A 26091-nucleotide genomic window follows, 5' to 3' on the forward strand; every position below is an offset into this window, starting at 1 on the left:
TTAGCCTTGCACAGCGTCTTGCCACATGCGTAACCATTCTTCAGCATGAGCAGCAATGTCTTGAGCTGGGATGACAACAGGTTTTTCTGATAGCGCGCCAAATTTCACGAGATCTGCGGGCGCATGTGCTTCACTCACTGTTGGATGCATGTATGTGACGGCCGAAATTGCTTCTTGAACTTTCGGTGTGAGCATAAATGCTAAGAATTTTGCGGCGGCATCTGCATCTTTAGTGCCTTTGAGGACACCTGCGTATTCCACCTGTCGGTAGCAGGTTGCGGGTAAGGAAGCTGTTGTCGTGTCATTACCATCTTTTGTTACCGAGAAAGCAGGGGAAGAACCATAGGACACCATCATCGGGTAAGGCCCAGCTCCTTCACCTGCAGAGTAGTCAACAGCGAAAGCATCTGACCAGCCTTGCGTCACTTTCATTCCGTTATTTTTTAATGATTTCCAGTATTGAATCCAGCTTTCTTGGCCGTAGTGGGCGATTGTGGCCAGCATGAAAGCCATACCTGGGGTTGAAGTTGCAGGGCTCATTGCTACCAGCATGTCTTTGTATTCGGGGGAGGCAAGGTCCTCAAAGGTTTGTGGCGGGGTGAGTCCTTTATCTGCGAACCATTTTTTGTCAAGATTGACGCATACATCACCTTCATCAATGGGGATCAGACCGTTTTCACCTGTGAAATTCAAGGTTTTATCCGGTGATTGGACCGTGGTAGGAGCAATCACATCTTTCCCGGCTAAACGGTAGGACACGGTGTTGTCTAGCCCGTACACGACATCTCCCAGCGGCGCGTCTTTTGATAGGACCAGTTGGTTTGCTAGTGCGCCGCCGTCACCTACCGCATGAATTGTGACGTTAATACCTGTTTCTTTAGCAAATTCATCAAGTAATTCTTGAGGGAAATCGAATGAGTCATGTGAGACAACAACGATAGATCGTTTTCCGCTTACTTGATCTGCGGTCGCAGATTGGGCTGATTGGTGCGCACCACCTGTGGATGTGGAACAGCCGGCGAGGGCCAGCACTGCCGTTGCGAGTACTGCTCCTGTGGCGCTTAATTGGTATGCGCGATACCTGAATGTGTTTTTCATTGAGAATTCCTCCTCTGCATAAGCGGGAGGGGTTCAGTCACACGAATATGACCAGAGATTGCGACTTCCTACGCCGGTACTAACCGGTTCAGGTGTAAGGGTCTGCGTTCGCACTCTCAGCTCCCTACCAATGCTGGTGGGTGCTCCCCTGTCTTGCTCTTTGAGTCTAGCAAGTCCCTACACAGACTCATAGCCTGTTCACCCAATTACAGATGTGTCATATGGCGCAGATAATCATTCAGGCCCTTTTCTAGGCTTTCCTTATCTGTACAGCTATTCACCATCAAGTAAGAAGATAAGGAAGCGCGCCCACAGATTCTGCTTAAGTCATTCACAGGTATTTCTCATACTTGCACTGTACTTTTCCTATGAACTCAGGGAAATCCCTGAAGAAACATCCGCTATCAGGGTAATCCCTTATAGCGCACCTCGTTACCGTTCAGTTAGTCTGAATGACAGGAAAGAAACCACTATGCGTGACATCAGCCATGTGTATGTCTCGCGTACTATTGAAGGAAGAACACATGTCAAACCCTTACGCAGCGCCTACACCGGATAACAACCACGACGTGGAAACAACTGCTCCAACAACAAGCGCGCAAGCCCAACCTTCTGCTTCTGAAACTGCTTACGAGCAACCACAGTACGGACAGGCCGCACCTCAACCTGAATACGCACACAGCGCACCTCAAACGCCTTACGGACAACCGCAATACGGCCAGCCCCAATATGGGTACACCCAACCGATTTACACCACCCCTAGCCCAAACTATGTGGATGTTGAATCCTTAAAATCAAATGCCACAATTGCTTTCATCTTGTCCCTCTTAGGGATTATCGGCATCATCCCCTTTATCGGCCCTATCATCGGATGGGTGTGGGGTAGCAGTATCGTAAATAAGGCCATCGCTGCAGGTATTCCTGTTGAGGCAGTTCAGCAGGCAAAATGGGCGAAAATCCTCGGCATTATCGGTGTTGCTCTGTGGACATTCCTCATTATCCTCCTCATAGTTTTCACCTTTATTTTCATTGTCACATTTGCAAGCCACGCCCCCATGTGGATGCACTGATTTTCAGCGCCACACTCTCTGTGCCCGAGTTACGTTTTCCTGCGTTACTCGGGCACCATGTTTTAGCCCCCTCTCCCCACGGGACACTCCCATCACCGATGCGGGGGCGACAAGAACATTTTCCACATGCCTGGCCCCTCACGGGACAGTCCCATCACAGTGGGGACACTCATTTTCACAGCTCGCCACACCTCACCCGCACCCTACTTGCAACACACTTTTACGTCATACCCATCTGAAACGCGCTACCCCTCAGATTCTTTTCATTCGCGCAGACACAGCGAACTCACATACTCTTGTCCTATGACACCCGCTCCTTTCGCCAGCCCTCAACGTTCACATGAGCGCACTATCCGACGACGCGTCGGCACAGACGAAGAACTCATTTCATCTTTACATCGACTCGACAATCGAAACTACGGCTCCTATAAATCAGTAATTGGCACATGGGATTACGGTGATTTCACTATCGCGATTGACCACATTCAAGCGGATCCTTATGCGCCGCCTTCATCTGTGCGACTACTGGCCAACCCTTCACATATGGGACTACCCGATGAATCCTTAGCAAGCCACCATGCTCGCGTCGCCACCGCCGACTTCCTAATTCGTACTTTCATAGCAAAACTAGGTGCGCACAATTCTCAAGGTGCCATACATATTGCCCGCATCGGACAAGAAATCCTTCAACGCTCCACAGCAACTGTTACTTCCGATCGCGTGGAAATTCGTTTCCAGGTGCAACTGCCTGCACGTGGCCGAACAATTATGGGTCACGCTGCCGCGCGTCTTTTTGACGAAGATATCCCTGATCTTGCTTTAGATTTATGTGACTTTATCTCTGACAATGCTGACGTTCACAAAAAAACCGCGGACCTACTCACTCACATCCACACATACCTTGACCACCAGCATCTGCAAACAGAACTGACCCGAAAAAAATGGGTAGCTTTTATTGCTGATGGCGCGATGCTTGCCCGACGCAGCGGTGTTTCACAGGAGCCCTTAGCAGATGGCGTTCCCTTTACGTCTCCCGACACGTTACGCGCACATGTTGACCTCCCTTACGCAGGTCGCATTAGCGGAATGGCAATCCCTGAAGGAGTCACCATCATCGTTGGCGGTGGCTACCACGGGAAATCCACTCTTTTATCCGCAATACAACGCGGCGTATACGCGCATATTTACGGTGACGGTCGTGAACTAGTCGCAACACTTCCTGATGCCATGAAGGTACGGGCCGCAGATGGGCGAGCCGTTACCGGCGTGGATGTGTCCCCTTTCATTAGTCACCTTCCGGCGGGCACAGATACACGAGATTTTTCAACCGTCAATGCTTCAGGCTCCACCTCACAAGCCGCAGCGATTATGGAAGCTATCGAATTTAACGTTCCTGTGCTGCTATTAGATGAGGACACGTGCGCAACTAACCTGCTGATTCGTGACTCGCGTATGCGGGCACTGGTCGAAGCTGACCGTGAACCGATCACCCCTTTCGTTGATCGAGTCAGATCTTTTGCTCACGATTACGGGGTATCAACGATTATGGTGATGGGTGGTTCAGGGGATTATCTTGATGTGGCCGATCATGTCCTCATGCTCGATACCTACCACTGCTACGACGTGACCAATCGGGCACGCGAAGTAGTTACACAGATGCCGCGACCTGTCACGCACCTCGATGTCGCAGATATTTCGCTGGCACGCACACCTTTACGTTCACGCGGTTCAGGTGATAAACCACGAACAAAAGTCAGCGGGACAACACATATTCAGCTCGATAAGCAAAATGTTGATTTATCAGATCTGGAACAGATAGTCGATCAAGGCCAAACTGAAGCTATCGCATGGGGCATCCGGATGGTGCTTGAACATCTCGCAGACGCTAAAACCCCCTTATCTGAACTGTTAGTTCGTATGGAACGGCTCATAAATTCTGAAGGTTTAGATACATTAACCAAAGCCGGAGCACGACCCTATCCGGCATTTTTAGCTAGACCACGCCGCGTAGACCTTGGAGCTGCAATCAGTCGGGTACGGCATTTGACATTGGTACGACACGACATCTAAGAAAAGCAGGTGCAGGAACTGTACCCGCTTCCTTCAAAGATATTTATTGTGAGTATTAATCCTTGATTTACCTCAAAGGAGGCCACCCTCACGAATTAAAGAACAGCACAGCCTCAGGGAATATTCAGGGGCGCTTCAGGGGCTACCCTACTATCATTTCAAACGTTTATGACATGCAATAGTACACATGAGTATTACACCAGTTGTACGTTTACAGTCAGTATCGAAAATCTACGGTTCCGGTGAAGCACAAGTCATCGCTTTAGATAATGTCAGTGTCGACTTTGCTCCACGTGAATTCACAGCCATCATTGGTCCCTCTGGATGCGGTAAATCAACAATGCTGCACACCCTGGCAGGCCTCGACCATGTCACCAGTGGAAGTGTTACCGTTGATGGAGTAGCCCTCGATAGCCTCAATGACAATGCTTTAACAGAGCTTCGACGCGACCGTATTGGATTCATTTTTCAAAGCTTTAACCTAGTCCCTACCCTTGATGCTCAAGCAAATATTTTGCTACCACTACGCCTAGCAGGACAAAAAGCTGACAATCAATGGTTCCAATCCATTGTTAAAATTCTTGGCCTTGAAAAACGCCTCACACACAGGCCCCATGAATTATCCGGCGGGCAACAACAACGTGTAGCTGTCGCACGGGCACTCATATCACGCCCAGCCGTACTTGTCGCTGACGAACCAACAGGTAACCTCGATTCACAAGCTTCCCGTGAAGTGCTCGGACTTTTACATTCTGCCGTGAAAGAACTCAACCAAAGCGTCATCATGGTGACTCACGACCTTACATGCGCCGAAGCTGCCGATCGTGTACTCGTCATGCGCGACGGCCACATCGTAGAGGATATGCGTCACCCACAAGCTGAAGCATTGCAGGAGGCTTTACGATGAATCAGCTCCTACGAGCAAATCTGCGCACCCACGCACGCCGTTACATTGCCACTGGACTTGCCGTTGTTATTTCAACCGCTTTCATTATGACGTGCTTATCTTTAGGCGCAGGATTACAAAACTCTTTAACCCAAAGAATTACTGATCGTTACCACAGCACTGCTGCTATCGTCTCTTACTCAGTCGATAGTTCCCACGAAAATTCTGCTTTCAAGGACATGGATCAAGTCGCAGATGCCATACAAACTATCGACGGTGTGAAAAATATTCACAAGTACTGGATGTTCCCAGCTTCTGCCATAACAGGAGAGGAAAAATTCCCAGTATTTTTAACAACTCTTGCGACCGAACCTTTCACTCAACCGCACATTGTGGAAGGAAAAGTACCAGCCAAAGCCTCAGAAATCACTATAGACAGCGCACAAGCTTCCTCTTTCAACCTTCACGTGGGTGACAGCCTCACCATAACTATTGACAGTGCCGGCGTACAAGCAGCAAAAAACGTCATGACCATCAGTGGTATCACCAAAGAGCCACTGGGAGCCTTTCCTTCAGCGGTGGTCTTACCTGAAGGCGCCAAGTTAATTCTCGGCTCATTCCAACCCCACGAGTTACTCATATCCGACGGAAATGTTCAGCCCAGTGCTGATACGCAAAAAAACCTTGTTGAACGTATTGAAACACGACTGGGAAAAAATAGCGGATTCACCGTACAAACAGCACACGCTGCTTTAGAAAAGGAGTTAGAACAAGCACGTATGGGTGGTAATACATCCTTGGCTATGATCCTTGTATTCCCACTCATCGCCGCAGCCGTCGCCATTATCGTCGTGAGCACAACTTTCCAAGTGGTCATGACTCAACGCCGCCGCGAGTTTGCTTTACTGCGAGCAATTGGGGCGAAAACTCGGCAAGTACGATCCCTGGTCATCTGTGAAGCAGTGATGATCGGAGTTATTTCTGCTCTCATTGGCGTACTCTGTGGCGCAGCACTCGGGGCAGGTATTCTGGCTTACTTTGACCTCGTTCACTTGAGTCTTTCAACCTTATTCCCCGTCACCTCAATGGTTATTACGTGGGCGAGCGCAACATTCGTGACATTACTTGTTGCTTTACGTCCCGCACTGAATATGGCGCGTATTTCACCTGTAGCAGCACTGTCACCTCTGGAAAACTACAATACAGAAGCCAAAAAATCACGCCGCATATTCCTCATAATATTCACTCTGGTTTTTCTGGCCTCTGCCGCTTCAATGTCCTGGTTCGCTTTTAGCAGTACCAACGATCATGCTTTCATTTTCGCGTTAGCCAGTGGCTTCGTGGCCCTGATCGCCTCAATGATCCTATGCGCCGCCCTACTTCCCTACGTCGCATACGGTTTAGGGCGATTGACCCGCGGAATCATCCCCCAGATAGCACGTGAAAATATCATCCGTTCAACCGGACGTTCAGGAGCAACAGCGGTTGCCATCACCATTGGTGTCACCCTCATGACAATGATGGCTTTAGGCGCGTTCTCTGTACAAAAAACCCTGATTACTGAGGTTGACACGCAACGCCCTTACGACCTTAATGTGTCCACAGAAAACACAGAAATCAGCAGTGACCTACAACAACGTATTGCAACAACTCGCGGTGTTCAAGTAACTGTCCCTGTACGTCAAATCAACGCCACACTGTCGCAAGCACACAAACAGTCAGATGCTGAGGTCATGCAATTCATCCTGCGTGGCTATCCTGATTTGAATTCCGTCGCACATTCACCTGTAGAACCAATAGCGGATGATACTGTGCTGCTACCTGACATGGATTTTCACGTAAATGATGGCGATAAAGTCACAGTGTGCGTCACCGAGAATACATGCGCAACACTCACCGGGCATATTCAAAAAAACGTGTACGACGGGGTTCTGCGCGTATCAGAACGCACACTCACATCATTAAGCCCCCAGGCTCCAGTCGGCATGGTTATTGTGAAACTGGCATCTGACGCGGACGCTATCACCGTTCAATCAGACTTAGCTTCCATTGATTCCTCATTATCAGTTGATGGAGCCGCCATTGAACGCGCCATGTACATGAAAATAATTCACGTTATTTTGATGATAGTCCTCGGATTGCTAGGGATTTCCGTTATCGTCGCACTGGTAGGTGTCACAAACACCCTGTCCTTATCCGTACATGAAAGAACACGTGAAAATGGGTTGCTTCGTGCCCTCGGTATGAAACGGAAAGATATGCGCTGGATGCTGGCCGTTGAAGCCCTGCTTATCGCCTGTGCTGCAACGCTGACCGGCATTATCTTGGGCACGGGATTTGGTATCGCAGGTGTGTACGCTTTACCAATATCTACTGACCATACCCTCATTGTTTTCCCGTGGGGCATCGTTGCAGGTATGTCGGCTTTAGCTATCGGTGCCGCATTGGTGGCTTCATGGTTGCCAGGCCGCCGAGCTTCACGAACCAGCCCAGTGGAAGCATTGGCTCATGAATAACTGGTGAGGTGACGGAGTGGCGACGCGGTAGCATGATGGAACAATGGCGCGCTAGCGCACCATCTTGAAGCACAAGCTCTTTCGCCACTCCCAACCTCGTGAAACAGCTGAAGCGTCATCTTGCAACAAAATCCCTTTCAGACAACCTCATGAAAGGGCTAGGCGCTGCCCTGAAGTAAAAGCACAGATGAGCGAGGAGGCGGGGCGGGTGTGTGGCACAATGGCAAGCCACACACCCGCCCCCGCATATTCGCCTCACCACTCACAGTCGGCCACCTCATGAACATTCAATGCCCCACACATGGCACCCTAGAAGACGATGACACTTTCACATTCCTTTACTGCCGAACACCAACCGATACAGGTTCACCCCCACAACGCGGCACACCCACCTCAAGCGCGTAAGAAAACAGGCTACCGAGTACGCGATATTCACGGTGACCATTTTGACGACCCGTGGGACTGGCTGCGCGACAAAAATAACCCTGAAGTCATTGCTCATATGGCAGCAGAAAATACGTGGACAGATCACGTATGCGCACCGATACGTGATTTCAGTGACCGTATTGCCAACGAAATTCGTTCTTTCACAGTCCTCACAGATGCTACTGTCCCTATCCGATACGGCCATTACTGGTGGTTTTCCCGCTGGAATAAAAACCAGCAATATCGCACACACTATCGCCTGTATGCCTCAGCACATCAGGACAGGCCCCCTCAAATTGACGCACACTGCGTCGGAGCGCAAGAAGAACTAGTCCTCGACGAAAATGCTCACAGCTTCGGTCATGAATATTTCCGCCTGGGTGAGCTTATTCCCAGCCCATGCGGTCGTTTTGTGGCATGGTCATGTGATACTTCAGGAGATGAACGATGGGATTGGACAATTCATGAGCTAAGCACAGGACGTGTGATTGACACGACCATAACAGGAACAGGTACAGGTTTTGCTTGGTCATCTGATTCATCCGCTTGTATTTATACCCGCGTTGACCACGCATGGCGCCAGCATGAAGTATGGGTACACACCGTAGGGGATCAAGCCCAAACAGATCGCGTGTTACTTCATGAAGATGATGAAGGTTTTGACCTGTGGTTTTCCCCCTCACCTGATCCTGCGCATGTAGCTATCCATGCGACCTCACCCACAACAGGACAAGCATGGCTGTGGTACACAGATCACCCATATACGCCACCACTGTGCATCACCCCGCGTGAAAAAGATGTCATGGTCACCGTTGAGCCTGCGGGCGATCATCTGGTCCTCGTTCACACGCGGCATAACCAAGAAGGCACCGTCGCACTTGCCCCTCTACCTATGGCCCAACCCGCCGGTCACACGCAAAACACACGCCCCTTTGCCTCACCTGATACCTGGGTTACTTTACGTGAAGCCGGGGCCGGCGAGCGCATACTTGACGTTGAAGCCTACCGTGATTTCCTTGTTCTTTCTTTACGTTCAGGTTCACTGCCACATGTTGAATACTGCCAACGACTCAGCCCACCTCAGGTAAAGAAAGGTCATCGCCTACAGGACATATGGGGGCAGTGGACACGGATCTCCACTGATTCACCTGTGCGCACACTCATGCCCAGTCATTGTGGCCCATTCGATACACGTTCTTTACGTATCGCGCATCACAGCATTACTGTGCCGCCCACATGGGAACTTATCACCCCATCTACAGGCGAACGCGTCCACTTGAAAACACTGGAAGTACCTCATTGGGATCCTTCTGATTTCGTAGAACAACGTGTATGGGTTCAGGCACGGGATGGAAAAACACGTATTCCTGTCACCATTGTTTATCCGAAAGATGCCACACCTGATGGCTCACATGCGGCTTGGTTGCACGGGTACGGTGCCTATGAAGTCAGTTTCGATGCCGAATTTGATACGGGCCTACTGCCTGCCCTGACACGCGGAGTCATTCATGTGATTGCGCATGTGCGTGGAGGCGGTGAATGCGGACGCGCATGGTATGAGGACGGGAAGAAAAGCTCAAAAATTCACTCATTCACAGATTTTCTGGATGTCGCACAATGGCTCATTGACACAGGTTGGGCGCATCCAGATCGTCTGATCGCGCAGGGGCGTTCTGCCGGCGGCCTGCTCATGGGGGCGGTTATGAATGAAGCTCCTCAGCTTTTCCGTGTCGTCTTAGCTGGGGTTCCTTTCGTTGATGCTCTCACCACTATTTTGGATGCTTCGTTGCCGCTGACATCTGGCGAATGGGAAGAATGGGGTAATCCGATAACGGACCGGCACATATATGAGCTTATGCGAGCGTACTCTCCATACGAGAATGTACGTGATCGCGTAGCTTATCCTGCGTTAATGGCGACCACATCTATGAATGACACTCGCGTGTTTTTTGTTGAACCAGCGAAATGGGTGCAGCGAATACGTGAGGCAACGATTTCTGACCCGCTGCTTTCACCTGTTGTTTTACGGACAGAAATGGTTGCTGGTCACGGTGGTCCATCTGCACGTGAGGAACGGTGGAAAGCGCGGGGTGAAGAATCATCTTTTGCGCTTTCGCTCGTAGGTATCCGTCATTAGTTTGCTGCGTTATCGTAAACTTTGCCTGTAAAACACGGATGACAAAGCAAGGAAAATCACAGAAAGGCTACGATTTCCCTATGACACTGACAGTAGCGGTTGATGGCTCATCTTTAGGGAACCCAGGTGCTGCAGGATGGGCGTGGGTACTTTCTGAGCAATGTTGGGATGCAGGCGGCTGGGAAATTGGGACAAATAATTTAGGTGAACTCAACGCCATTCGTGAACTACTCCGTGCCACGGAAGCTGCCGGACTTGCCGACCAGCCACTGCATATCCTCGCCGATTCACGCTACGCCATTGACGTGGTGACAAAATGGCGGCACGGGTGGAAGAAAAACGGCTGGAAAAAATCCGACAAACAACCCATTAAGAATCTGGAACTTATTCAAGATATTGACGTACTGATCGCAGGACGCACAGTGGAGTTTACGTGGGTGAAAGGCCATGCTGGTCATCCTTTAAATGAACAAGCTGATGCGCGTGCGCGAGCTTGTGCTCAGGCCTATCAGGATGGCACTGAGCCGCCAACTGGCCCTGCTTTCCGCCATTTTTCAACGCAAACCCCGGGTAGCCTCGCAAATATTGACTCTCAGATCACAAGTCCTCATTCACACGTGCCCGCACCAGCCGATGACGCTTCCTCAAAAGAAGTATCAGTGCAGGCTTGCTCGAAAGCAGATGACGATATGCTTCGCGTTATCCGTGACACGCATACGTTGTTCTTACAAGCGTGGATTAATGGGGATCAAGACGCTGTGAATCAGTTGTGCGCTCCACGCTGCCATCGTGTGTGGCCCAATGGTCAGGTAACAGAAAGTATGAGTGGTCCTGTTCCTTCGTCGTTATCTGTTGGTCGAGTGGATGTGCGTCCTCTTGGTGAAAGCGCGTGGTTGGTGTGTCACCGTATTCAGTGGGACTCAGGTTCGGCTTTCGATCTCGCTGTGTGGGAACAGAAAAAATCACATGATACGCCTTCTTTGGGGCGCGCAGATATCCCGACTTCACGACCTGTGTATTTAGTTCACTATCAATCCACACCCATTACTTTGTCCTGATTTTCCCCTCACTGACACGTTAGGTTTACGTTATGCGCACCTCAACATATCGGCAGCATGGATGCACCATTCACGAACACCGTTTCACTGTTCCTTTAGATCACCGTGCTCAGGCTCATACTGCTTCTGGTACCGCTGAACAAGAATCAGCAAAGGCAACGTCCATTCGGCCTACCCACAATGAAAGCATTGAAATTTTTGTTCGTGAAGTAGTCCCAGAAGGCGGCGAAAACTTTCCTTACCTGTGTTATTTACAAGGCGGACCTGGCTATGGTTCACCGCGGGCCGGTGATTTCCGTGACGGATGGTTAGGGTTCTTGCTGAAAAAATACCGTCTGGTCCTTCTGGATCAGCGCGGCACCGGACAATCAGGTCGTTTAGATGCGCGTAGCCTATGTGAAGATGATCGTTTCAGGACATCTGATGGGAACCTTGACGCGCAAGCTTTAGCGGATTACCTCATGTTTTTCCGTCAAGATCAGATTGTCTACGACGCAGAATACGTGCGACACGCATTGGCTGGCGGCAAACCTTGGACCACGTTGGGGCAAAGTTTCGGCGGATTCATTACCACATCATACTTGTCGTTAGCTCCCGAGGGTTTAGAGAAGTGTTTTATCACCGGTGGTCTACCAGGATTTACCCATGTCGATGACATTTACCGCCTCACATATCAACAGACAGCTGCACGTAACCGCATGTACCTGCGTATGTACCCTTCAGATGAACGTACTATCCGCGAAATAGCTGCTCATGTGCGTGACACGGAAGAATTCTTACCTACAGGTGAACAATTAACTTCTGACCGTTTCCGTATGATTGGTCTGGGGCTTGGTACTCAAACACGTACAGACATGCTGCATTACCTACTTGAGGGGCCGTGGGTAAATATTCGAGGGCAGCGACGTTTATCGCATCAATTCCTTGAAGATATCTCCAACGAGTTAGCTATCGCCCCCATGTACGCGGTTCTCCATGAAACTATTTATGCTGGAACAATCCGTGACATATCTGACCGTGCAACAGGCTGGTCTGCTGATCGTTTAGCTCAGCAAATCCGTGGCTTTGTTCCTGATGCTGACCCGTTAGATATGGGCGAACCTTATTATTTGACCGGTGAACATATGATGCGTTCTCTGTATCAGACCTGCCCTGCACTGCAACCTTTCGCTGAGGCTGCCGACATTTTGGCTCAGCGTACAGACTGGCCCTGCGTGTATCGTCCTGAGGTTTTGGCTGATAATGATATTCCTGTAGCAGCAACCGTGTACTACGACGACATGTTTGTTCCACGGGAACTGTCAATGGATACTGCGGCGCTCATTCGTGGGACACGCACATGGGTTACTAATGAGTATCAGCATGATGGTCTACGGGCTTCTGGTACACGTGTCCTCGAATATATGGCCTCGCTCTTGGAGGATTGATCGTATCGGACGTATCGCTCCTTTGTTGGCTTGTGATCGTCACTGGGCTGGCTCCAGCCGGCCCAGATTTCACGGCTTTATGCCGGAATCTGTCCACGCTGTGTTCATGTATCTGCTTTTTGTTTCTTTCCAGCAGCGCTCAGCAGATAACACCGGTAGTCTTTTCTATAAATGCTTATATGAACCCCTCCTACAACTGACGGAGAGATGATGAGTACCTTGTCTTTGCCTTTAACTTCAGCGGCTGTCCGTGATTTTGTCGCCGAAAACCCGCAGGCTCTTAAAGATGCAGCAGCGGCTGCAGGCACTGTTTTCGCCTGGTATTCCATGCCTGATTTCGTGCGTTCGCGTTCTCTTCGTTTCATCGCTAAAACTGCTGTACTTGCAACGCAAGTAGTGGTTGCTCAGCGTAGTGTGGCAAATCAGACCTGCGCAGATCCTTGGTTAGAGGACGTGGAAGAAGAACATGTTCCCGATACTCCTACGGATTCCTCAGATGTCTTACAGGCAGAGCACTCCGATTCTGAAACTTCTCATGAGTGTGGCTGCTCGCACGATCAAAGCGTGTGCTGCAGTCAGGATTTACCTGAAGATTTCATGTCACAGGTAAAAGAAAATCCTTTGCCTTTTGTTGCTGCTGGCCTTGCCCTTACAGGTGCGGGTATTGCTGCCTCTGTTGCTGGTGAAAAATGGCTGTTCCGTCGCGCAGAACGCCGTCGATTCTCTGGAAAGAAGCTGGCTCATACTGCGCAGGCCCTGCCTTTGGCTCTGCTCACTGGCGCCTGTTCTTTAGCTGCGAATGCTTTCCTCAGTAATTGCGCATACGATCAGGATTAGCCTCAAATCTTGAAGGCTTGTGCTCCCATTTATCCATCATGTGACGCTGCTCGTGAAATAGCTGCATGAACGCACAATATCGTGTATGCGTTTATCGCCTCATATCCGCGGTGCGCGTGGCATACAGGTGAGGATTCCACATTTTTCTTTGTTACTTTGACGGTGAAGAATATCAAGCAACGCAACCCTGCATGATGTGTGAAGCTCTAAGGCTGCTGGGCGTTAGGCTGAGGGAAACACAAGCGCCACACACTACGAATACATGTGACCTACATGAAAGGCAAAGCAGTGAACGAACCGGTATTTGAAGCGATTAACTGGAACCGCATCGAGGACGAGAAAGATCTTGAGGTCTGGGATCGTTTAACCGGTAACTTCTGGCTCCCTGAAAAGGTGCCGTTGTCTAACGATATTGCTTCGTGGAAAACATTGACTCCTGAAGAACAACAAATGACGAATCGCGTATTTACCGGTTTAACTTTGCTTGATACTTTGCAGGGCACAGTTGGTGCTATCTCATTGATTCCTGACGCGCGCACACCTCATGAAGAAGCTGTACTCACCAATATCGCGTTCATGGAATCTGTTCACGCAAAGTCTTATTCGTCGATTTTTTCCACCTTACTGTCAACGGAAGACATTAATGCGTCTTTCCGCTGGTCAACAGAAAATGAGGCTTTGCAACGTAAAGCAGAAATCGTGAAGTCCTACTATGAGGGTAATGATCCCGAAAAACGGAAAGTCGCGTCCACGATGCTGGAATCTTTCCTGTTTTATTCCGGTTTCTATGCTCCAATGTACTGGTCATCACATGCGAAGCTAACGAATACTGCTGATCTGATTCGGTTGATTATCCGTGACGAGGCCGTTCATGGTTACTACATTGGTTACAAGTACCAGCTTGCTGTAGCGGAATCATCTGAAGAACGCCAACAAGAACTCAAAGACTACACCTTTAGTTTACTTTTTGAACTGTATGAAAACGAAGAACAATACACAGAAGATCTGTACGATCCGCTGGGCTTAACCGAAGATGTCAAGAAATTCCTGCGCTACAACGCGAATAAAGCATTGATGAATCTAGGGTATGAAGCTTTATTCCCATCAGATGAAACAAATGTGAATCCCGCGATTTTAGCCGCACTGTCACCAAATGCAGACGAAAATCATGACTTCTTCTCTGGTTCAGGATCCTCATATGTTATTGGTGAAATCGTTGATACAGAGGACGAGGACTGGGATTTCTGATCGACACGCAACGCGGTAGCGAACAAGTGACGAATGCATTACCTGTCCACCTGCTTTTCATTACGAAAATGCGGTGGTCAGGTACGTATATTTGCCACGTATCATAGAGGGAAGTCATTGTGGAAAATCAGCTGGATAAATGCGGTGATACCCTGACCATTACCCACTGGAACCAATGGCGTAGCAAACGCACACAGGCCCTGAAGGAACCCCACGGCTGGTTATCATTGACATCACTGACCTGGCTATCAGATATTCCTTCACCCATACCTCATTTCCCAGGTTTATGGTCTGTCATTTTTTCACCGGAAAACAACGTATTCATTGTGAACGTTCATGCGGATAGTGATACAGAATTTTTCCGTGATGGTATGCCTGTGCGTGAGGCAACATTCGTGTTATCACGGGGCGAATCCGATATGTCACTGAGCTACAAAGACCAAATCGCGGAGGTTGCGCAGCGAGGCGAAGGCTCCCTCATCCGCATACGCGATCCACATTCTGCCCTGCGCACGTCATTTACCGGTGTCCCTGTCTGGGATTTCACTCCCACATGGATTTGCCCGTGTGTGCCGATGTGGGATGAGGAAACTTCAGTAATTACTGTGACCAGTGCTCAAGAAAATTTAACGACATCCCTTACTCGTGTGGGAACTGTCCGCGTTTCTTTACCTGATGGCTCACACATTACTTTAACTGTGACTGGCAGTGTCAATGAGCCTTCCGTTATTTTCCACGATCACACAAATGGTGTTGATACTCCACTGTGGCGTGTAGCCCCTCTTGTGTACTGCACATCTGAGGGGAATATTTCAGGCGACCAATGGTTTATTAATTTCAATTGTTCCCAAGTATTTCCCAGCCATTTCACACCTTTTGGCACATGCCCTATGCCACCAGCAGGCAACAAAATTCCCCTGCGAGTAGAAGCAGGTGAGAAATCACCAATCCTGTCGTAAAAAACCTTCCTGTAGGCCCACCAGAAGCTCTGCCGAATTCTTTTACCTAGGGAGCACACATGAAATGCGTAGCTTCCATTCCGATACGACACCCACGAAAGTCCTCGTTTACAGTACGGATAATCGGAAGTACAGCCCATATCTTCAGTTTTATATTTTTGAGGCACATACGGAACATACCCGTCACAGTTTCATGTCCTACACCCCATGATTGATGAGGAGCAGAGCGCACACAAGCACGCACTCCTACTGAACCATTAAGAAAAGTCACACACACTGTTTTTATAGGCACATTTCAGCAAAGCGCCACATTTCAATGATTTTGCTGAAAATAAAGGCGAAAGAAGGGAAATACAAAAACTTTACCGACAGATTTTAGGTTCAGAATACACCTCAATGTGGACTTGACCGTTAGACTGGCGGTGGGCCAAGTGTCAACATATGACTACGATAGTCAGATACACCCAGTGTAAGGAGACGAGATGAGCATCTTTGACCGCTTCGAAAACGCAGTCGAACGCGGACTCAACGGCGCTTTCTCGCGCGTATTCAAATCTGGAATAAAAGCAGTTGATATTAATTCAGCTATCCGGCGCGCACAAGACGAAAACCTTCACGAAGTCTCCACTGATCGCACAGTCACACCAAACCATTTCCTCGTGCGTCTTTCCTCCTCTGATCTAAGCAATCTCAGTCATGATCTTGATGCACTCGCCGCAGAATTTGCTGAACAAGCCACTCAACACGCTTCCGCCAGTGGATACGCGCTTCTTGGGCCTATTTCTGTCGAATTTTTCGCAGACGAAACAGAAACAACCGGCCATCTCACCGTGGAAGCCTCCAGCGTACGCGGCCATGTTGCGCCAGCAACAAATGTGGCACCGTCACCCGAACACCCCATTGTTGAAATTGATGACCGCCGGTGGCTACTCACAGAAATCGTCACTGTTATCGGGCGAGGCTCTGAATGTGACATCGTTGTGAACGACACTGGCGTGTCACGTCGTCATCTTGAACTTCGTATTACCCCCACCGGAGTAATTGCCACAGATCTCGGCTCAACAAACGGAACTTTCGTTGAAGGACACAAGATTGACGCCGCCACACTGGTAGACGGAAATGAAATCGTCATTGGCCGCACCCCTATCCTCTTTTGGACACATACCAGTGAAAGTGAGTCGCATATATGACATCTGATCTCACATTCACAGTCTTACGTTTAGGATATTTGGCTCTCATGTGGATCCTTGTCCTTGGGGCTGTTTCTCTTTTACGCCGTGACATTTTCGGCACAATCGTCCTGCCTCGCGGTAAAGGACGAAAAGATCACGACGCGCGACGACGCGAATCCCGTAAAGACCGCCGCAATGCTGATCGCAAAGGCCACATTTCAACTCCACATAACTTGCTGGTTACTTCAGGGTCACTTGTTGGAACCCTTATCCCACTGGGTTCTTCCCCTATTGTCATTGGCCGCTCACACGCGTCCACACTGGTCCTCGAAGACGAATACGCATCTGGCAGCCACGCACGTTTAACACCTGATAATCAGGGGAACTGGTGGATCGAGGACTTAAATTCACGTAACGGAACAATTGTTGATGGGGAAAGACTAGTTGACCCTCGACAATTACAGATGGGACAGACCGTACACATCGGTCAAACCACACTGGAGTTGGTGAGGTAGCAATGGTCTCCGATGTCGTTGAATTTAATTGTGCTGCTCGTTCTGATGTAGGCCTACTGCGGGCAAGTAACCAAGACTCCGCTTACGCTGGCTCTCACCTGCTGGTCCTTGCTGACGGAATGGGCGGCCATGCGGGAGGCGACATTGCTTCCTCTGTAGCAGTAGCACATTTCGCGCCCCTCGACACGGACACGCACCCCGCTGACTCTTTACTGCCTTTACTGAATAAAGCCCTCGCGCAAGCTCATGAAGACCTCACTGAGCGTTCCCACCTTGATCCAGAACTCATAGGTCTAGGCACAACAGTCATAGCCCTCATGCGTTCCGGTAATAAACTGGCAATGGTTCATATCGGAGACTCGCGCGCATACCTACTCAGGGACCATGCACTTGTGCAAGTCACTACGGATCACTCGTTTGTCCAATACCTCGTAGACACTGGGCAAATCACGAAAGAAGAAGCTGAGCATCACCCGCAACGTAACGTTGTGATGCGTATTCTCGGTGATTCCGACACCGATTCCACGCCGGATGAAACAATTCGTGAAGCTGTCATCGGTGACCGTTGGCTGTTGTGTTCAGATGGTTTAAGCGGTGTCGTCTCTGACGAAACTATTGCCAATGTTCTTGCAGAAATCTCAGACCCCGGTGAGTGCGCGGAACAGCTCATTCAGCTTGCACTACGCGCAGGTGGACCCGATAACATTACCTGCATAGTGGCGGATGTGGTTCCGACAGGAACTCAGACTTTCACGCAGCCACAAATCGTTGGCGCGGCCGCTGTTGACCACGCAGCCCCTTCACGCGGCGGAACAGGAGCAGCCGCACGCGCCGCAGCGTTACGTCCCACACCTGCCCTGACCTCCACACATAATGACACCCCCATTTCACGGCGACGCAACTGGAAAGCCCCTGCTCTTGCTTTCTGTCTGAGCGTAATTCTTGTAGTAGCAGGCTGGCTTGGCTGGGCATGGACGCAAACCCAGTACTATGCCCTCGCTGTCAACGGTTACGTTGTTATCCACCAAGGAATCCCTCAATCTATCGGGCCGTGGAAGTTTTCCCATCCGGTTGTTGTGACAGATATTCGTACTCAGGATCTCACCCCTGTTGATAGGCAACGTTTAACTGAACCGGTGACTCGTTCCTCACGTGAAGACATTGATTCGTATATTTCACAATTGCGGCTTTCCAGCCAAAAATCTATGAAGGAAAGCACCCCACGCACTGGTCAATCTGGGGCTGATACACGAAATACGCAGTCATCTGAGATAGGTGAGTCAGATTCCCAGCAAAACACGCCTCAAAGTGAGGCTGTGTCCTGATGGCTACCGTGACGATCGCGCCCGCACGCCCACGACGATTCCTCGAAATGCTCCTGATGCTACTGGCACTTGCTGTCGGCGTCGGCGGTTACATACTCACCTCCGTGAACCGCACAGGTGAAGTACCCTCTGACCTGGTCGTACACGTCAGTATTCTTGTTGCCTTTGCAATCATTGCTGAAGTTGGTGTCCACTTTTTAGCGCCCTACGCTGACCCCGTTATTTTGCCGATTACAGTCGCTTTAACAGGTATCGGTTTAGCGATGATTCATCGACTGGATCAGTCCTATGCCCTCATCGGAGGAAATATTGTCGGTCGTCGGCAACTCATTTTCGTAGGTCTAGCGATACTTTTGGGCGCGCTTGCCCTCATTGTCTTACGCGATCATCGTAAATTACGTCGCTTCACGTACACATGTGGAGCATTGTCACTGATACTCCTTTTACTTCCCATGACCCCAGGGCTTGGTCATGAAACTTTCGGCGCAAAAGTATGGATTCGTATAGGCTCGCTTTCACTGCAACCCGGAGAACTCGTCAAAATCACTCTTGCCATATTTTTTGCAGGCTATTTAGTAGCTAACCGTGACAATCTTGCTATCGGAGGCCCGAAGGTACTGGGCCTACGCCTGCCCCGTATCCGTGACCTTGGGCCGATCATGGTTATATGGCTGCTGGGAATCGCTATCTTGGTTCTGCAACGCGACCTTGGGACGTCCTTGTTGTTTTTCGGATTATTTGTTGCTGTCTTATACGTGGCAACAAATCGAGTCTCATGGCTTGTCCTCGGTTTCGTCCTTTTCACACCGGCTGTCCTTTTAGCTATCCGTATCTTTGGGCATGTACGTGCCCGTTTCACTATCTGGTTACACGCGTTAGATCCTGCGATTTACGAACAAAACGGGGGATCATTCCAGTTGGTCCAATCTTTCTTTGGACAAGCCTCCGGTGGGCTGATGGGAACCGGTTGGGGACGCGGATACCCTCAGTTGGTACCCCTAGCAAATTCTGATTTCATTTTGTCGTCTCTAGCTGAAGAACTCGGATTAACTGGTCTTTTCGCAATTTTATTGCTCTACGTGATTCTGATTGAACGAGGCTTCCGCGCCGCAATTGGGGTCCGTGACGGTTTTGGGAAACTCCTTGCAGCCGGTTTAAGTTTTTCTTTGGCTTTGCAACTTTTCGTGGTACTTGGAGGTGTGACCGGACTTATTCCGCTCACAGGGCTGACAGCGCCATTCTTGGCTGCGGGAGGTTCCTCCATGCTGTCCTCGTGGATAACAGTTGCTTTACTGCTGCGCATATCTGACGCAGCCCGACGACCCGCCACCCCAACTCCTTGGTCAGATTCTGGTCAAATTCCAGCAATGGCAGGAGGTACGCAGTGAATAATCAGCTTCGTAAACTTTTTGTCGTTGTGCTCCTGATGTTCTGTGCTTTAGGTTTAGCTGTAACACATAATCATGTACTTCGTGCGCCACAGCTCAATGCTGATTCGCGTAATGCGCGCTCAATTTTGCATGCAGCAGAAACTGATCGTGGACCAATTATTGTGGATGGAATTGCTGTTGCTTCCTCATCAAAAATTGAGGACACAAGGCGCTATCAACGCACCTATTCTGAAGGCCCTCTTTACGCACCTGTCACAGGCTACTTTTCCTCAACATTTTCCCAATCCACAGGCATAGAAGCCGCGGCCTCACAAGTACTCAGCGGTGATTCTTCTGCACTTCTGATACAGCGCATACGTAACTTATTTACAGGGAATACTCGTCAAGGCGGAGGAGTTGCCCTCACACTTGACCCACAACTTCAACGTATTGCCGCCGAAAAACTTGGCTCACGTAAAGGCGCTGTTGTCGCTCTCGACGCACAAACAGGAGCTATTCGCGCGCTGTATTCTTCCCCCTCCTACGATCCAAATACGCTTGCCGTACAAGATGGTGCCGCAGCAGAAGCAGCATATGAAGCCCTCGTTGCGGATCCGTCAAGGCCCTTGTATAACCGTGCTATCGCCGGTGACCTGTACCGCCCTGGTTCATCCTTCAAAGTCCTCACCACCATCGCGCTACTGCAAAAAGGTGTTGCACAGCCAGATACACATATGGATTCGCCTACAGAAGCGACTCTACCCACAACAAGGACTTCTATTGAAAACTACGGGCATTCTGCGTGTGGCAATGGGAACCCTACACTCGCTGAAGCATTTGCGCGCTCATGCAATACTACTTTTGTCCTTGCGTCTGCATCATTGACTCACGATGATTTAGCTGGCCTGACACAAAAATTCGGTTTCGGTGATTCTCTTGAAATTCCACTGAAAGTCACGCCCTCGATTTTCCCAGAGAAAACAGACCCCGCGCAGCTAGCATTGACCACGATCGGTCAATTCGATGTGAAAGTCACGCCCTTACAGATGGCTCAGATTGCGCAGGCTATCGCAAACAACGGCGAAATGATGAAACCGTATCTCATCAACGAAATACTCGATGCTGACCTACAAACCCAGTCAAAAACTTCACCCACATCTTTAGGAGCGCCTATAAGTGCAGAGGTCGCCCACGCTTTAACACGCATGATGCGTGATGTCGTGGAAGCTCCTTACGGGACAGCACGCAGCCTTTTAGGACTCCCTTTCCCTATTGCTGTTAAAACTGGAACAGCGGAAAACGGGGATGAACACAAACGAACAACAGCCTCAGTGATGGGTTTTGCTCCAGCTGATAACCCTCAGATAGCTTTCGCAATCTTTGTTGAAGGTGATGATGCTGACCCTCAACCCACAGGAGAATCCGCAGCAGGCCCGATCTTGCGCGCACTACTGGAGGCGGGAATCAAATGACACATTCAGGATCACAGCACCCTACTACGCTTACTGGCCGCGTCCTAGCAGGCCGCTACACGTTACTTGCGCATGTTGCACAAGGTGGCATGGGTGAAGTATGGAAAGCGCGTGACCGTGAAACTGGGCGTCTTGTTGCAGCAAAGATCCTGAAATCTGAGTTTTCCGGTCAAGAAATCTCGCTGTCGCGCCTACGAATTGAAGCCTCAAATGCTATGCGCATCACTCACCCTAATGTTGCTAACGTGTACGATTCCGGAGAGGCTAACGGGCGCGGCTGGATCATCATGGAATTAGTTGATGGTCGTCCACTGACTGATTACCTAGCCAATAATTCCCGCATTGCTGTAGCAGATCTTTTACCTGTTCTTATGCAGGTCGCTATGGCTTTAGATGCCGCCGAAAAAGCCGGTGTCGTTCATCGTGACATTAAACCTGCCAATATTTTGGTTCGTGACGATGGCATTGTGAAACTTACTGATTTTGGCATTTCACGCACACATGACCAAGTGAATTTAACAGTCGATGGCATGGTCATGGGAACCGCCCAATACTTACCGCCTGAACAAGCGATGGGCAAAGACGCCACACCATTGGGCGACCTATACGCCCTCGGGATTATCGCCTATGAAGCACTTGCAGGGCAGCGTCCATATACAGGTCAATCTCAGGTAGATATCGCATTCGCACATGTCAATGACCCGTTACCTCCCCTGCCTCGTGATATTCCTGAACCTATTGCGAATGTGGTTTTGCACCTGCTAGAAAAAGAACCTGAACGTCGGCCTTCCTCTGGTACTGCGCTTGCCCGTGAACTCATGAATGCGGCAACACAGCTTCACCTTGATCTGCAGCCGCATCCATTACCTTTACCTGAAAACTCTGAACGTGACATGCCACTAACCGCGTCACAACCTGTCGTTGCTCCAGTGCGTCACACACCTCATACACGCTTGCCAGCAAAGTATCTTGAGCCTGTGGATATGGATGTGCAGCTACCTGACGTGCCACGTATTTCCAGTAGTATGCGTTTTTCTCCTTCAGGTGACCGCACAAGGCAATCGACCACACCTGCACCTCATGTGAGCCATGAAGATACATATTCTGGCTCACCAAGACACGCATCTTCACCCCATGATTTATCAGGTGAAACTGTTTCACCTGCCGCCCCCACACATACGGGAGGACAGCTCCCAGATTTTCGTCGGCGGACCGTACAGCCTCATCCGCCCTCATCGGAACATTCTGTTCATACAACGGCTTCGGATACGATCTTTCCTGGCCCTTCATCAGTAAAATCTCAACAAAGAAGGCATGGCCGCCCTTCTTTTGTCCCTACAAAGCGTGCTTCTTCAGCAGAGGCAAACCCCGAGCAGCGTCACTTCTCGTTGCCTCGTACTTCGCGTCCTGATTCAACGCGCCGAGCAGCCAATCCGGCATTACGCGCGGAGCCTTTTATGTGGCCCGACACACGCGCTACGTCGCATATGCGGCGTACCCATGATAACACCCATGGTGTACAGTCCCTATCTACTAAATACAATCGTTCGGTGGTATCCCCACCCACGCCTTTAAGTCACAGAATCGGAAAATGGGTAGTGATCGCACTGTTCATGCTCACTGTGATGCTGGTTGTGGCCGCCACCATCCATCACAGACTCGGTTTTTCCACACTTATCAGCGGTACTCAGACCGCGACAATGGAGGAGGTTAGAACATGGCTGAGCACATGGCACGCCGTTTAGGAGAGCGGTATGAAGTGCGCTCACTTATTGGGCGAGGAGGTATGGCGGAAGTCCACCTTGGTTTTGATACGCGGCTATCACGTATCGTCGCTATCAAAATGCTTCGAGAAGAACTGGCAAAAGATTCTGTATTCCAAGCTCGTTTTCGCCGTGAAGCACAATCGGCTGCTTCATTGAACCACCCAAATATTGTCGGGGTATATGACACAGGTGAAGATCCCGTAGTTTTGCCTGGTGGTCACACGCTTGCTGTACCTTACATCGTGATGGAATACGTTGAAGGCCACACGGTGAAAGACTTACTGGCTGACGGTACTCCTGTGCCTATTGATGAAGCGATTGACATTATTTCTGGCGTTTTGTCAGCTTTAGAGTATTCCCACTCTAAAGGCCTAGTGCATCGTGATATCAAGCCCGGTAACGTCATGTTGACCACGCAGGGTGAAGTGAAAGTCATGGACTTTGGTATTGCCCGGGCTTTGACTGATTCGCAGTCCACAATGACTCAAACAAATGCTGTTGTGGGAACTGCGCAATACCTGTCGCCTGAGCAAGCCCGAGGTGAGCAGGTTGATACGCGCTCAGATTTATATTCAACCGGCGTGGTGCTTTTTGAGCTGCTCACCGGTCAACCGCCTTTTAAGGGTGATTCAGCAGTTTCTGTGGCTTACCAGCATGTGCAGCAGTTGCCTCCTACTCCTTCACATTTAGCTTCAGATATTCCAGAGGCGCTGGATCGTATCGTCATGAAAGCAATGGCGAAAAACCCTGATGATCGTTATGTCACGGCTTCGTCAATGAAAGCTGATTTAATCCGTATGCTCTCAGGTAGCCAGGTCACCGCACCTGAGACATCCGTGTGGGCTTCACAAACAACTCAGATGTTGCCCACTCCTGCTTCAGGTCCCCACACAAGTATGTTTTCACCTCAAGGAACACAGGTGATGACCGCTGTGCCTTCACCTGAAACTCCTGAAAAGAAGAAGCGTGGCCCTGTTATTTTGAGTATCAGCCTTATCGTGATTGCTCTGTGCATGATTATGGCGATTGTGTGGGCTTTATCTGGGGGTCAAAGCACTCAGTCAGCAACTGCTGTGGTGCCTAATGTTGTCAGTATGACCCAGCAAGAGGCAAAAACGACTCTTGAAGCAGCAGGATTCAAATGGAAGCTCGGTGAGCCGGAGCCTTCCGACACGGTACCTGCTGAGTCTGTGGCGCGCACTGATCCTCCTGGTGGTGATAATGCTGAGGTAGGTTCCACCGTGACCTTGTTTTTATCGTCGGGGCCAAATTCTGTGAAGATTCCTGACGGTTTGATCGGAATGACACCGGATGAAGCGAAAGCTGCTGTAGAGGCTTTAGGTTTGGTCTGGAAACTTTCAGATACCAAAGAGGCTTCTGATGATGTGGCTGAAGGCAAAATTGTCCGCGTGAATCCTTCCTCAGGTGGGAAAGTGAAAGTGGGTAGCACTGTCACTGGCTACGTGTCCTCTGGTTCAGAAAAGGTGCTTGTACCTGATTTGTCTGGGATGACTCAAGACCAAGCGCGTGAAGTTTTACGTTCTGCTGGTTTGAGTTTCGGCAACGTGTTGACGAAGAATAGTTCAACAGTTGCTGAGGGGCGCGTGATTTCTACCGAGCCTGCTGCTGGTACTGAACTGAAGAAGGGCGATGAGGTTGGTTTAACGTTATCTGATGGCAAGGTGACGATTCCGACAGGCTTGATTGGCGCGCAAAAAGACGCGGTAATCCGCTCACTTGTTGACGAGTTGGGTTTGACTGTGACGGCTTCTGAGCATTATGACGTGAATGCGGATGCTGGTGTGGTTACACAATTGTCGGTAGCTGAGGGCAGTCAAATTCCGCAGGGTTCCAAGGTGACGATTATGGTGTCGAAAGGTCCAAAACCTGAAGAACAGCCACGTTCGTCCTCAAGTCGGAATTAATAATGGCATCAAAAGGCCGGTCTGGTTTTTCAGGCCGGCCTTTTATGTATGTGCATGTGATTCTTTGTTGACGCCCCTTTTAATGTGTCGTCCTTTCAGGGGCCTGAGCTTTAGTGGGTTTTATGCTTGTAGTTGACGTTGAGCGACTATTGGTGCCAGAGAGCGTGCGCGCACTGGGGCTTCTGTTTCACCGCATTGGGCTAGCCAGTTCGCAAGCATGAGGTGACCGTGTTCAGTCATAACGGATTCTGGGTGGAATTGCACGCCCTCTAAAGGAAGGGTGCGGTGTCGTAACCCCATGATGATTCCGTTATCGGTGTATGCGGTGGCAATCAGCTCATCAGGCATTGTCGCAGGGTCGACTGCTAATGAGTGGTATCGAGTAACTGTCAGCGGTGAAGGAACTCCGCGGAACAGTCCTTGCATATCGTGTGTGATAACGGAGGTTTTTCCGTGCATGAGTTCTGGAGCGTGGGTCACTGTGGCACCGAAGTATTCACCTAATGCTTGATGGCCTAGGCACACTCCGCACATAGGTATTGACCGTTCAGCGCAGTCCTCAATGACTTGAAGTGAGGCGCCCGCGCCTTTAGGATCGCCTGGTCCCGGTGAAATAAGCACACCGTCGTATTGACCTTGAGCCCACCAGTGAGGATCAACGCGGTCGTTACGAATAACATCCACTTCAGCACCCATATGACGCAGGTAGCCGACGATAGTCCACACGAATGAGTCGTAGTTATCTACGCAAAGAATCCGTGTCATATCCGTACCTTCCTTATATGCTGGCGAGCAGGTATTGTGAGCGCACAGC

The 26091-nt window shown here is 50.0% G+C and carries 19 protein-coding genes and 1 riboswitch; of the genes, 17 read left to right on the top strand and 2 right to left on the bottom strand.

The annotated features are described in order from the left end of the window. Positions 1-1098, bottom strand: a complete 1098-nt coding sequence (locus LRP57_RS06210) for a thiamine ABC transporter substrate-binding protein (RefSeq protein WP_231205665.1) — start codon at positions 1096-1098, stop codon at positions 1-3. A gap of 48 nt (positions 1099-1146) precedes the next feature. Further along, positions 1147-1258, bottom strand: a riboswitch (TPP riboswitch). A 364-nt stretch (positions 1259-1622) separates the two neighbouring features. Between LRP57_RS06210 and LRP57_RS06215 the strand changes: the two genes are divergently transcribed. From LRP57_RS06215 to pknB, 17 genes are all read left to right on the top strand, one after another. Further along, positions 1623-2168 (top strand): hypothetical protein, encoded by a 546-nt coding sequence (locus tag LRP57_RS06215; RefSeq protein WP_231205666.1) that lies wholly within the window; start codon positions 1623-1625, stop codon positions 2166-2168. Positions 2169-2471: 303 nt separating this feature from the next. Further along, positions 2472-4238: an ABC-ATPase domain-containing protein gene (locus LRP57_RS06220; RefSeq protein WP_231205667.1), complete on the top strand. Its 1767-nt coding sequence runs from the start codon at positions 2472-2474 to the stop codon at positions 4236-4238. 187 nt (positions 4239-4425) lie between these two features. Further along, positions 4426-5145, top strand: a complete 720-nt coding sequence (locus LRP57_RS06225) for an ABC transporter ATP-binding protein (RefSeq protein WP_231205668.1) — start codon at positions 4426-4428, stop codon at positions 5143-5145. After that, on the top strand, positions 5142-7640 hold the full coding sequence (locus LRP57_RS06230; protein WP_231205669.1) for an ABC transporter permease: 2499 nt from the start codon (positions 5142-5144) through the stop codon (positions 7638-7640). The genes LRP57_RS06225 and LRP57_RS06230 overlap by 4 nt, the downstream gene beginning before the upstream one ends. Before the next feature lie 319 nt (positions 7641-7959). Continuing rightward, positions 7960-10203, top strand: coding sequence for a S9 family peptidase (locus LRP57_RS06235; protein WP_231205670.1), 2244 nt, complete (start codon positions 7960-7962; stop codon positions 10201-10203). Between the two features lie 80 nt (positions 10204-10283). Then, on the top strand, positions 10284-11261 hold the full coding sequence (locus LRP57_RS06240; protein ID WP_231205671.1) for a ribonuclease H family protein: 978 nt from the start codon (positions 10284-10286) through the stop codon (positions 11259-11261). Between the two features lie 32 nt (positions 11262-11293). Continuing rightward, on the top strand, positions 11294-12688 hold the full coding sequence (locus LRP57_RS06245; RefSeq protein ID WP_231205672.1) for an alpha/beta fold hydrolase: 1395 nt from the start codon (positions 11294-11296) through the stop codon (positions 12686-12688). A 210-nt stretch (positions 12689-12898) separates the two neighbouring features. Next, positions 12899-13525, top strand: coding sequence for a hypothetical protein (locus LRP57_RS06250; protein ID WP_231205673.1), 627 nt, complete (start codon positions 12899-12901; stop codon positions 13523-13525). 273 nt (positions 13526-13798) lie between these two features. Then, positions 13799-14773 carry a class 1b ribonucleoside-diphosphate reductase subunit beta gene (nrdF, locus tag LRP57_RS06255; protein WP_231205791.1) on the top strand — a complete coding sequence of 325 codons (975 nt, stop codon included), beginning with the start codon at positions 13799-13801 and terminating at the stop codon, positions 14771-14773. Positions 14774-14892: 119 nt separating this feature from the next. After that, positions 14893-15732, top strand: a complete 840-nt coding sequence (locus LRP57_RS08335) for a DUF1684 domain-containing protein (protein WP_231205674.1) — start codon at positions 14893-14895, stop codon at positions 15730-15732. Between the two features lie 482 nt (positions 15733-16214). Next, entirely contained in the window at positions 16215-16922 is a 708-nt protein-coding gene (locus tag LRP57_RS06265) for an FhaA domain-containing protein (protein WP_231205675.1), read from the top strand. Then, positions 16919-17419: an FHA domain-containing protein FhaB/FipA gene (locus tag LRP57_RS06270; RefSeq protein WP_231205676.1), complete on the top strand. Its 501-nt coding sequence runs from the start codon at positions 16919-16921 to the stop codon at positions 17417-17419. The genes LRP57_RS06265 and LRP57_RS06270 overlap by 4 nt, the downstream gene beginning before the upstream one ends. Positions 17420-17421: 2 nt before the next feature. Further along, positions 17422-18744 carry a PP2C family protein-serine/threonine phosphatase gene (locus LRP57_RS06275; RefSeq protein ID WP_231205677.1) on the top strand — a complete coding sequence of 441 codons (1323 nt, stop codon included), beginning with the start codon at positions 17422-17424 and terminating at the stop codon, positions 18742-18744. After that, complete coding sequence (locus LRP57_RS06280; protein ID WP_231205678.1) at positions 18744-20132, top strand: FtsW/RodA/SpoVE family cell cycle protein; 1389 nt, start codon at positions 18744-18746, stop codon at positions 20130-20132. Before LRP57_RS06275 ends, LRP57_RS06280 begins: the two co-directional genes overlap by 1 nt. After that, entirely contained in the window at positions 20129-21586 is a 1458-nt protein-coding gene (locus tag LRP57_RS06285; protein WP_231205679.1) for a peptidoglycan D,D-transpeptidase FtsI family protein, read from the top strand. The genes LRP57_RS06280 and LRP57_RS06285 overlap by 4 nt, the downstream gene beginning before the upstream one ends. Further along, positions 21583-23331, top strand: coding sequence for a serine/threonine-protein kinase (locus tag LRP57_RS06290; RefSeq protein WP_231205680.1), 1749 nt, complete (start codon positions 21583-21585; stop codon positions 23329-23331). The genes LRP57_RS06285 and LRP57_RS06290 overlap by 4 nt, the downstream gene beginning before the upstream one ends. Further along, positions 23304-25277, top strand: a complete 1974-nt coding sequence (gene pknB, locus LRP57_RS06295) for a Stk1 family PASTA domain-containing Ser/Thr kinase (RefSeq protein ID WP_231205681.1) — start codon at positions 23304-23306, stop codon at positions 25275-25277. Before LRP57_RS06290 ends, pknB begins: the two co-directional genes overlap by 28 nt. Positions 25278-25397: 120 nt before the next feature. Here the strand turns inward: pknB and LRP57_RS06300 are convergent, their stop codons facing one another. After that, positions 25398-26042, bottom strand: coding sequence for an anthranilate synthase component II (locus LRP57_RS06300; RefSeq protein WP_231205682.1), 645 nt, complete (start codon positions 26040-26042; stop codon positions 25398-25400). Between the last annotated feature and the right edge of the window lie 49 nt (positions 26043-26091).

Origin of the sequence: Schaalia sp. lx-260, from assembly GCF_021083645.1 — a bacterium.
In the GTDB taxonomy this organism is placed as follows: Bacteria; Actinomycetota; Actinomycetes; order Actinomycetales; family Actinomycetaceae; genus Pauljensenia.

Bases quoted from the DNA above. Each gene is read 5' to 3' on its own strand.
- LRP57_RS06230 (WP_231205669.1), top strand. From the start codon at position 5,142: ATGAATCAGCTCCTACGAGCAAATCTGCGCACCCACGCACGCCGTTAC.
- LRP57_RS06300 (WP_231205682.1), bottom strand. From the start codon at position 26,042: ATGACACGGATTCTTTGCGTAGATAACTACGACTCATTCGTGTGGACT.
- LRP57_RS06245 (WP_231205672.1), top strand. From the start codon at position 11,294: ATGCGCACCTCAACATATCGGCAGCATGGATGCACCATTCACGAACAC.
- LRP57_RS06290 (WP_231205680.1), top strand. From the start codon at position 21,583: ATGACACATTCAGGATCACAGCACCCTACTACGCTTACTGGCCGCGTC.
- LRP57_RS06220 (WP_231205667.1), top strand. From the start codon at position 2,472: ATGACACCCGCTCCTTTCGCCAGCCCTCAACGTTCACATGAGCGCACT.
- LRP57_RS06225 (WP_231205668.1), top strand. From the start codon at position 4,426: ATGAGTATTACACCAGTTGTACGTTTACAGTCAGTATCGAAAATCTAC.
- LRP57_RS06240 (WP_231205671.1), top strand. From the start codon at position 10,284: ATGACACTGACAGTAGCGGTTGATGGCTCATCTTTAGGGAACCCAGGT.
- LRP57_RS06215 (WP_231205666.1), top strand. From the start codon at position 1,623: ATGTCAAACCCTTACGCAGCGCCTACACCGGATAACAACCACGACGTG.
- LRP57_RS06235 (WP_231205670.1), top strand. From the start codon at position 7,960: ATGACACTTTCACATTCCTTTACTGCCGAACACCAACCGATACAGGTT.
- LRP57_RS06210 (WP_231205665.1), bottom strand. From the start codon at position 1,098: ATGAAAAACACATTCAGGTATCGCGCATACCAATTAAGCGCCACAGGA.
- LRP57_RS06250 (WP_231205673.1), top strand. From the start codon at position 12,899: ATGAGTACCTTGTCTTTGCCTTTAACTTCAGCGGCTGTCCGTGATTTT.
- pknB (WP_231205681.1), top strand. From the start codon at position 23,304: ATGGCTGAGCACATGGCACGCCGTTTAGGAGAGCGGTATGAAGTGCGC.
- LRP57_RS06275 (WP_231205677.1), top strand. From the start codon at position 17,422: ATGGTCTCCGATGTCGTTGAATTTAATTGTGCTGCTCGTTCTGATGTA.
- LRP57_RS06280 (WP_231205678.1), top strand. From the start codon at position 18,744: ATGGCTACCGTGACGATCGCGCCCGCACGCCCACGACGATTCCTCGAA.
- LRP57_RS06270 (WP_231205676.1), top strand. From the start codon at position 16,919: ATGACATCTGATCTCACATTCACAGTCTTACGTTTAGGATATTTGGCT.
- LRP57_RS06265 (WP_231205675.1), top strand. From the start codon at position 16,215: ATGAGCATCTTTGACCGCTTCGAAAACGCAGTCGAACGCGGACTCAAC.
- nrdF (WP_231205791.1), top strand. From the start codon at position 13,799: ATGAAAGGCAAAGCAGTGAACGAACCGGTATTTGAAGCGATTAACTGG.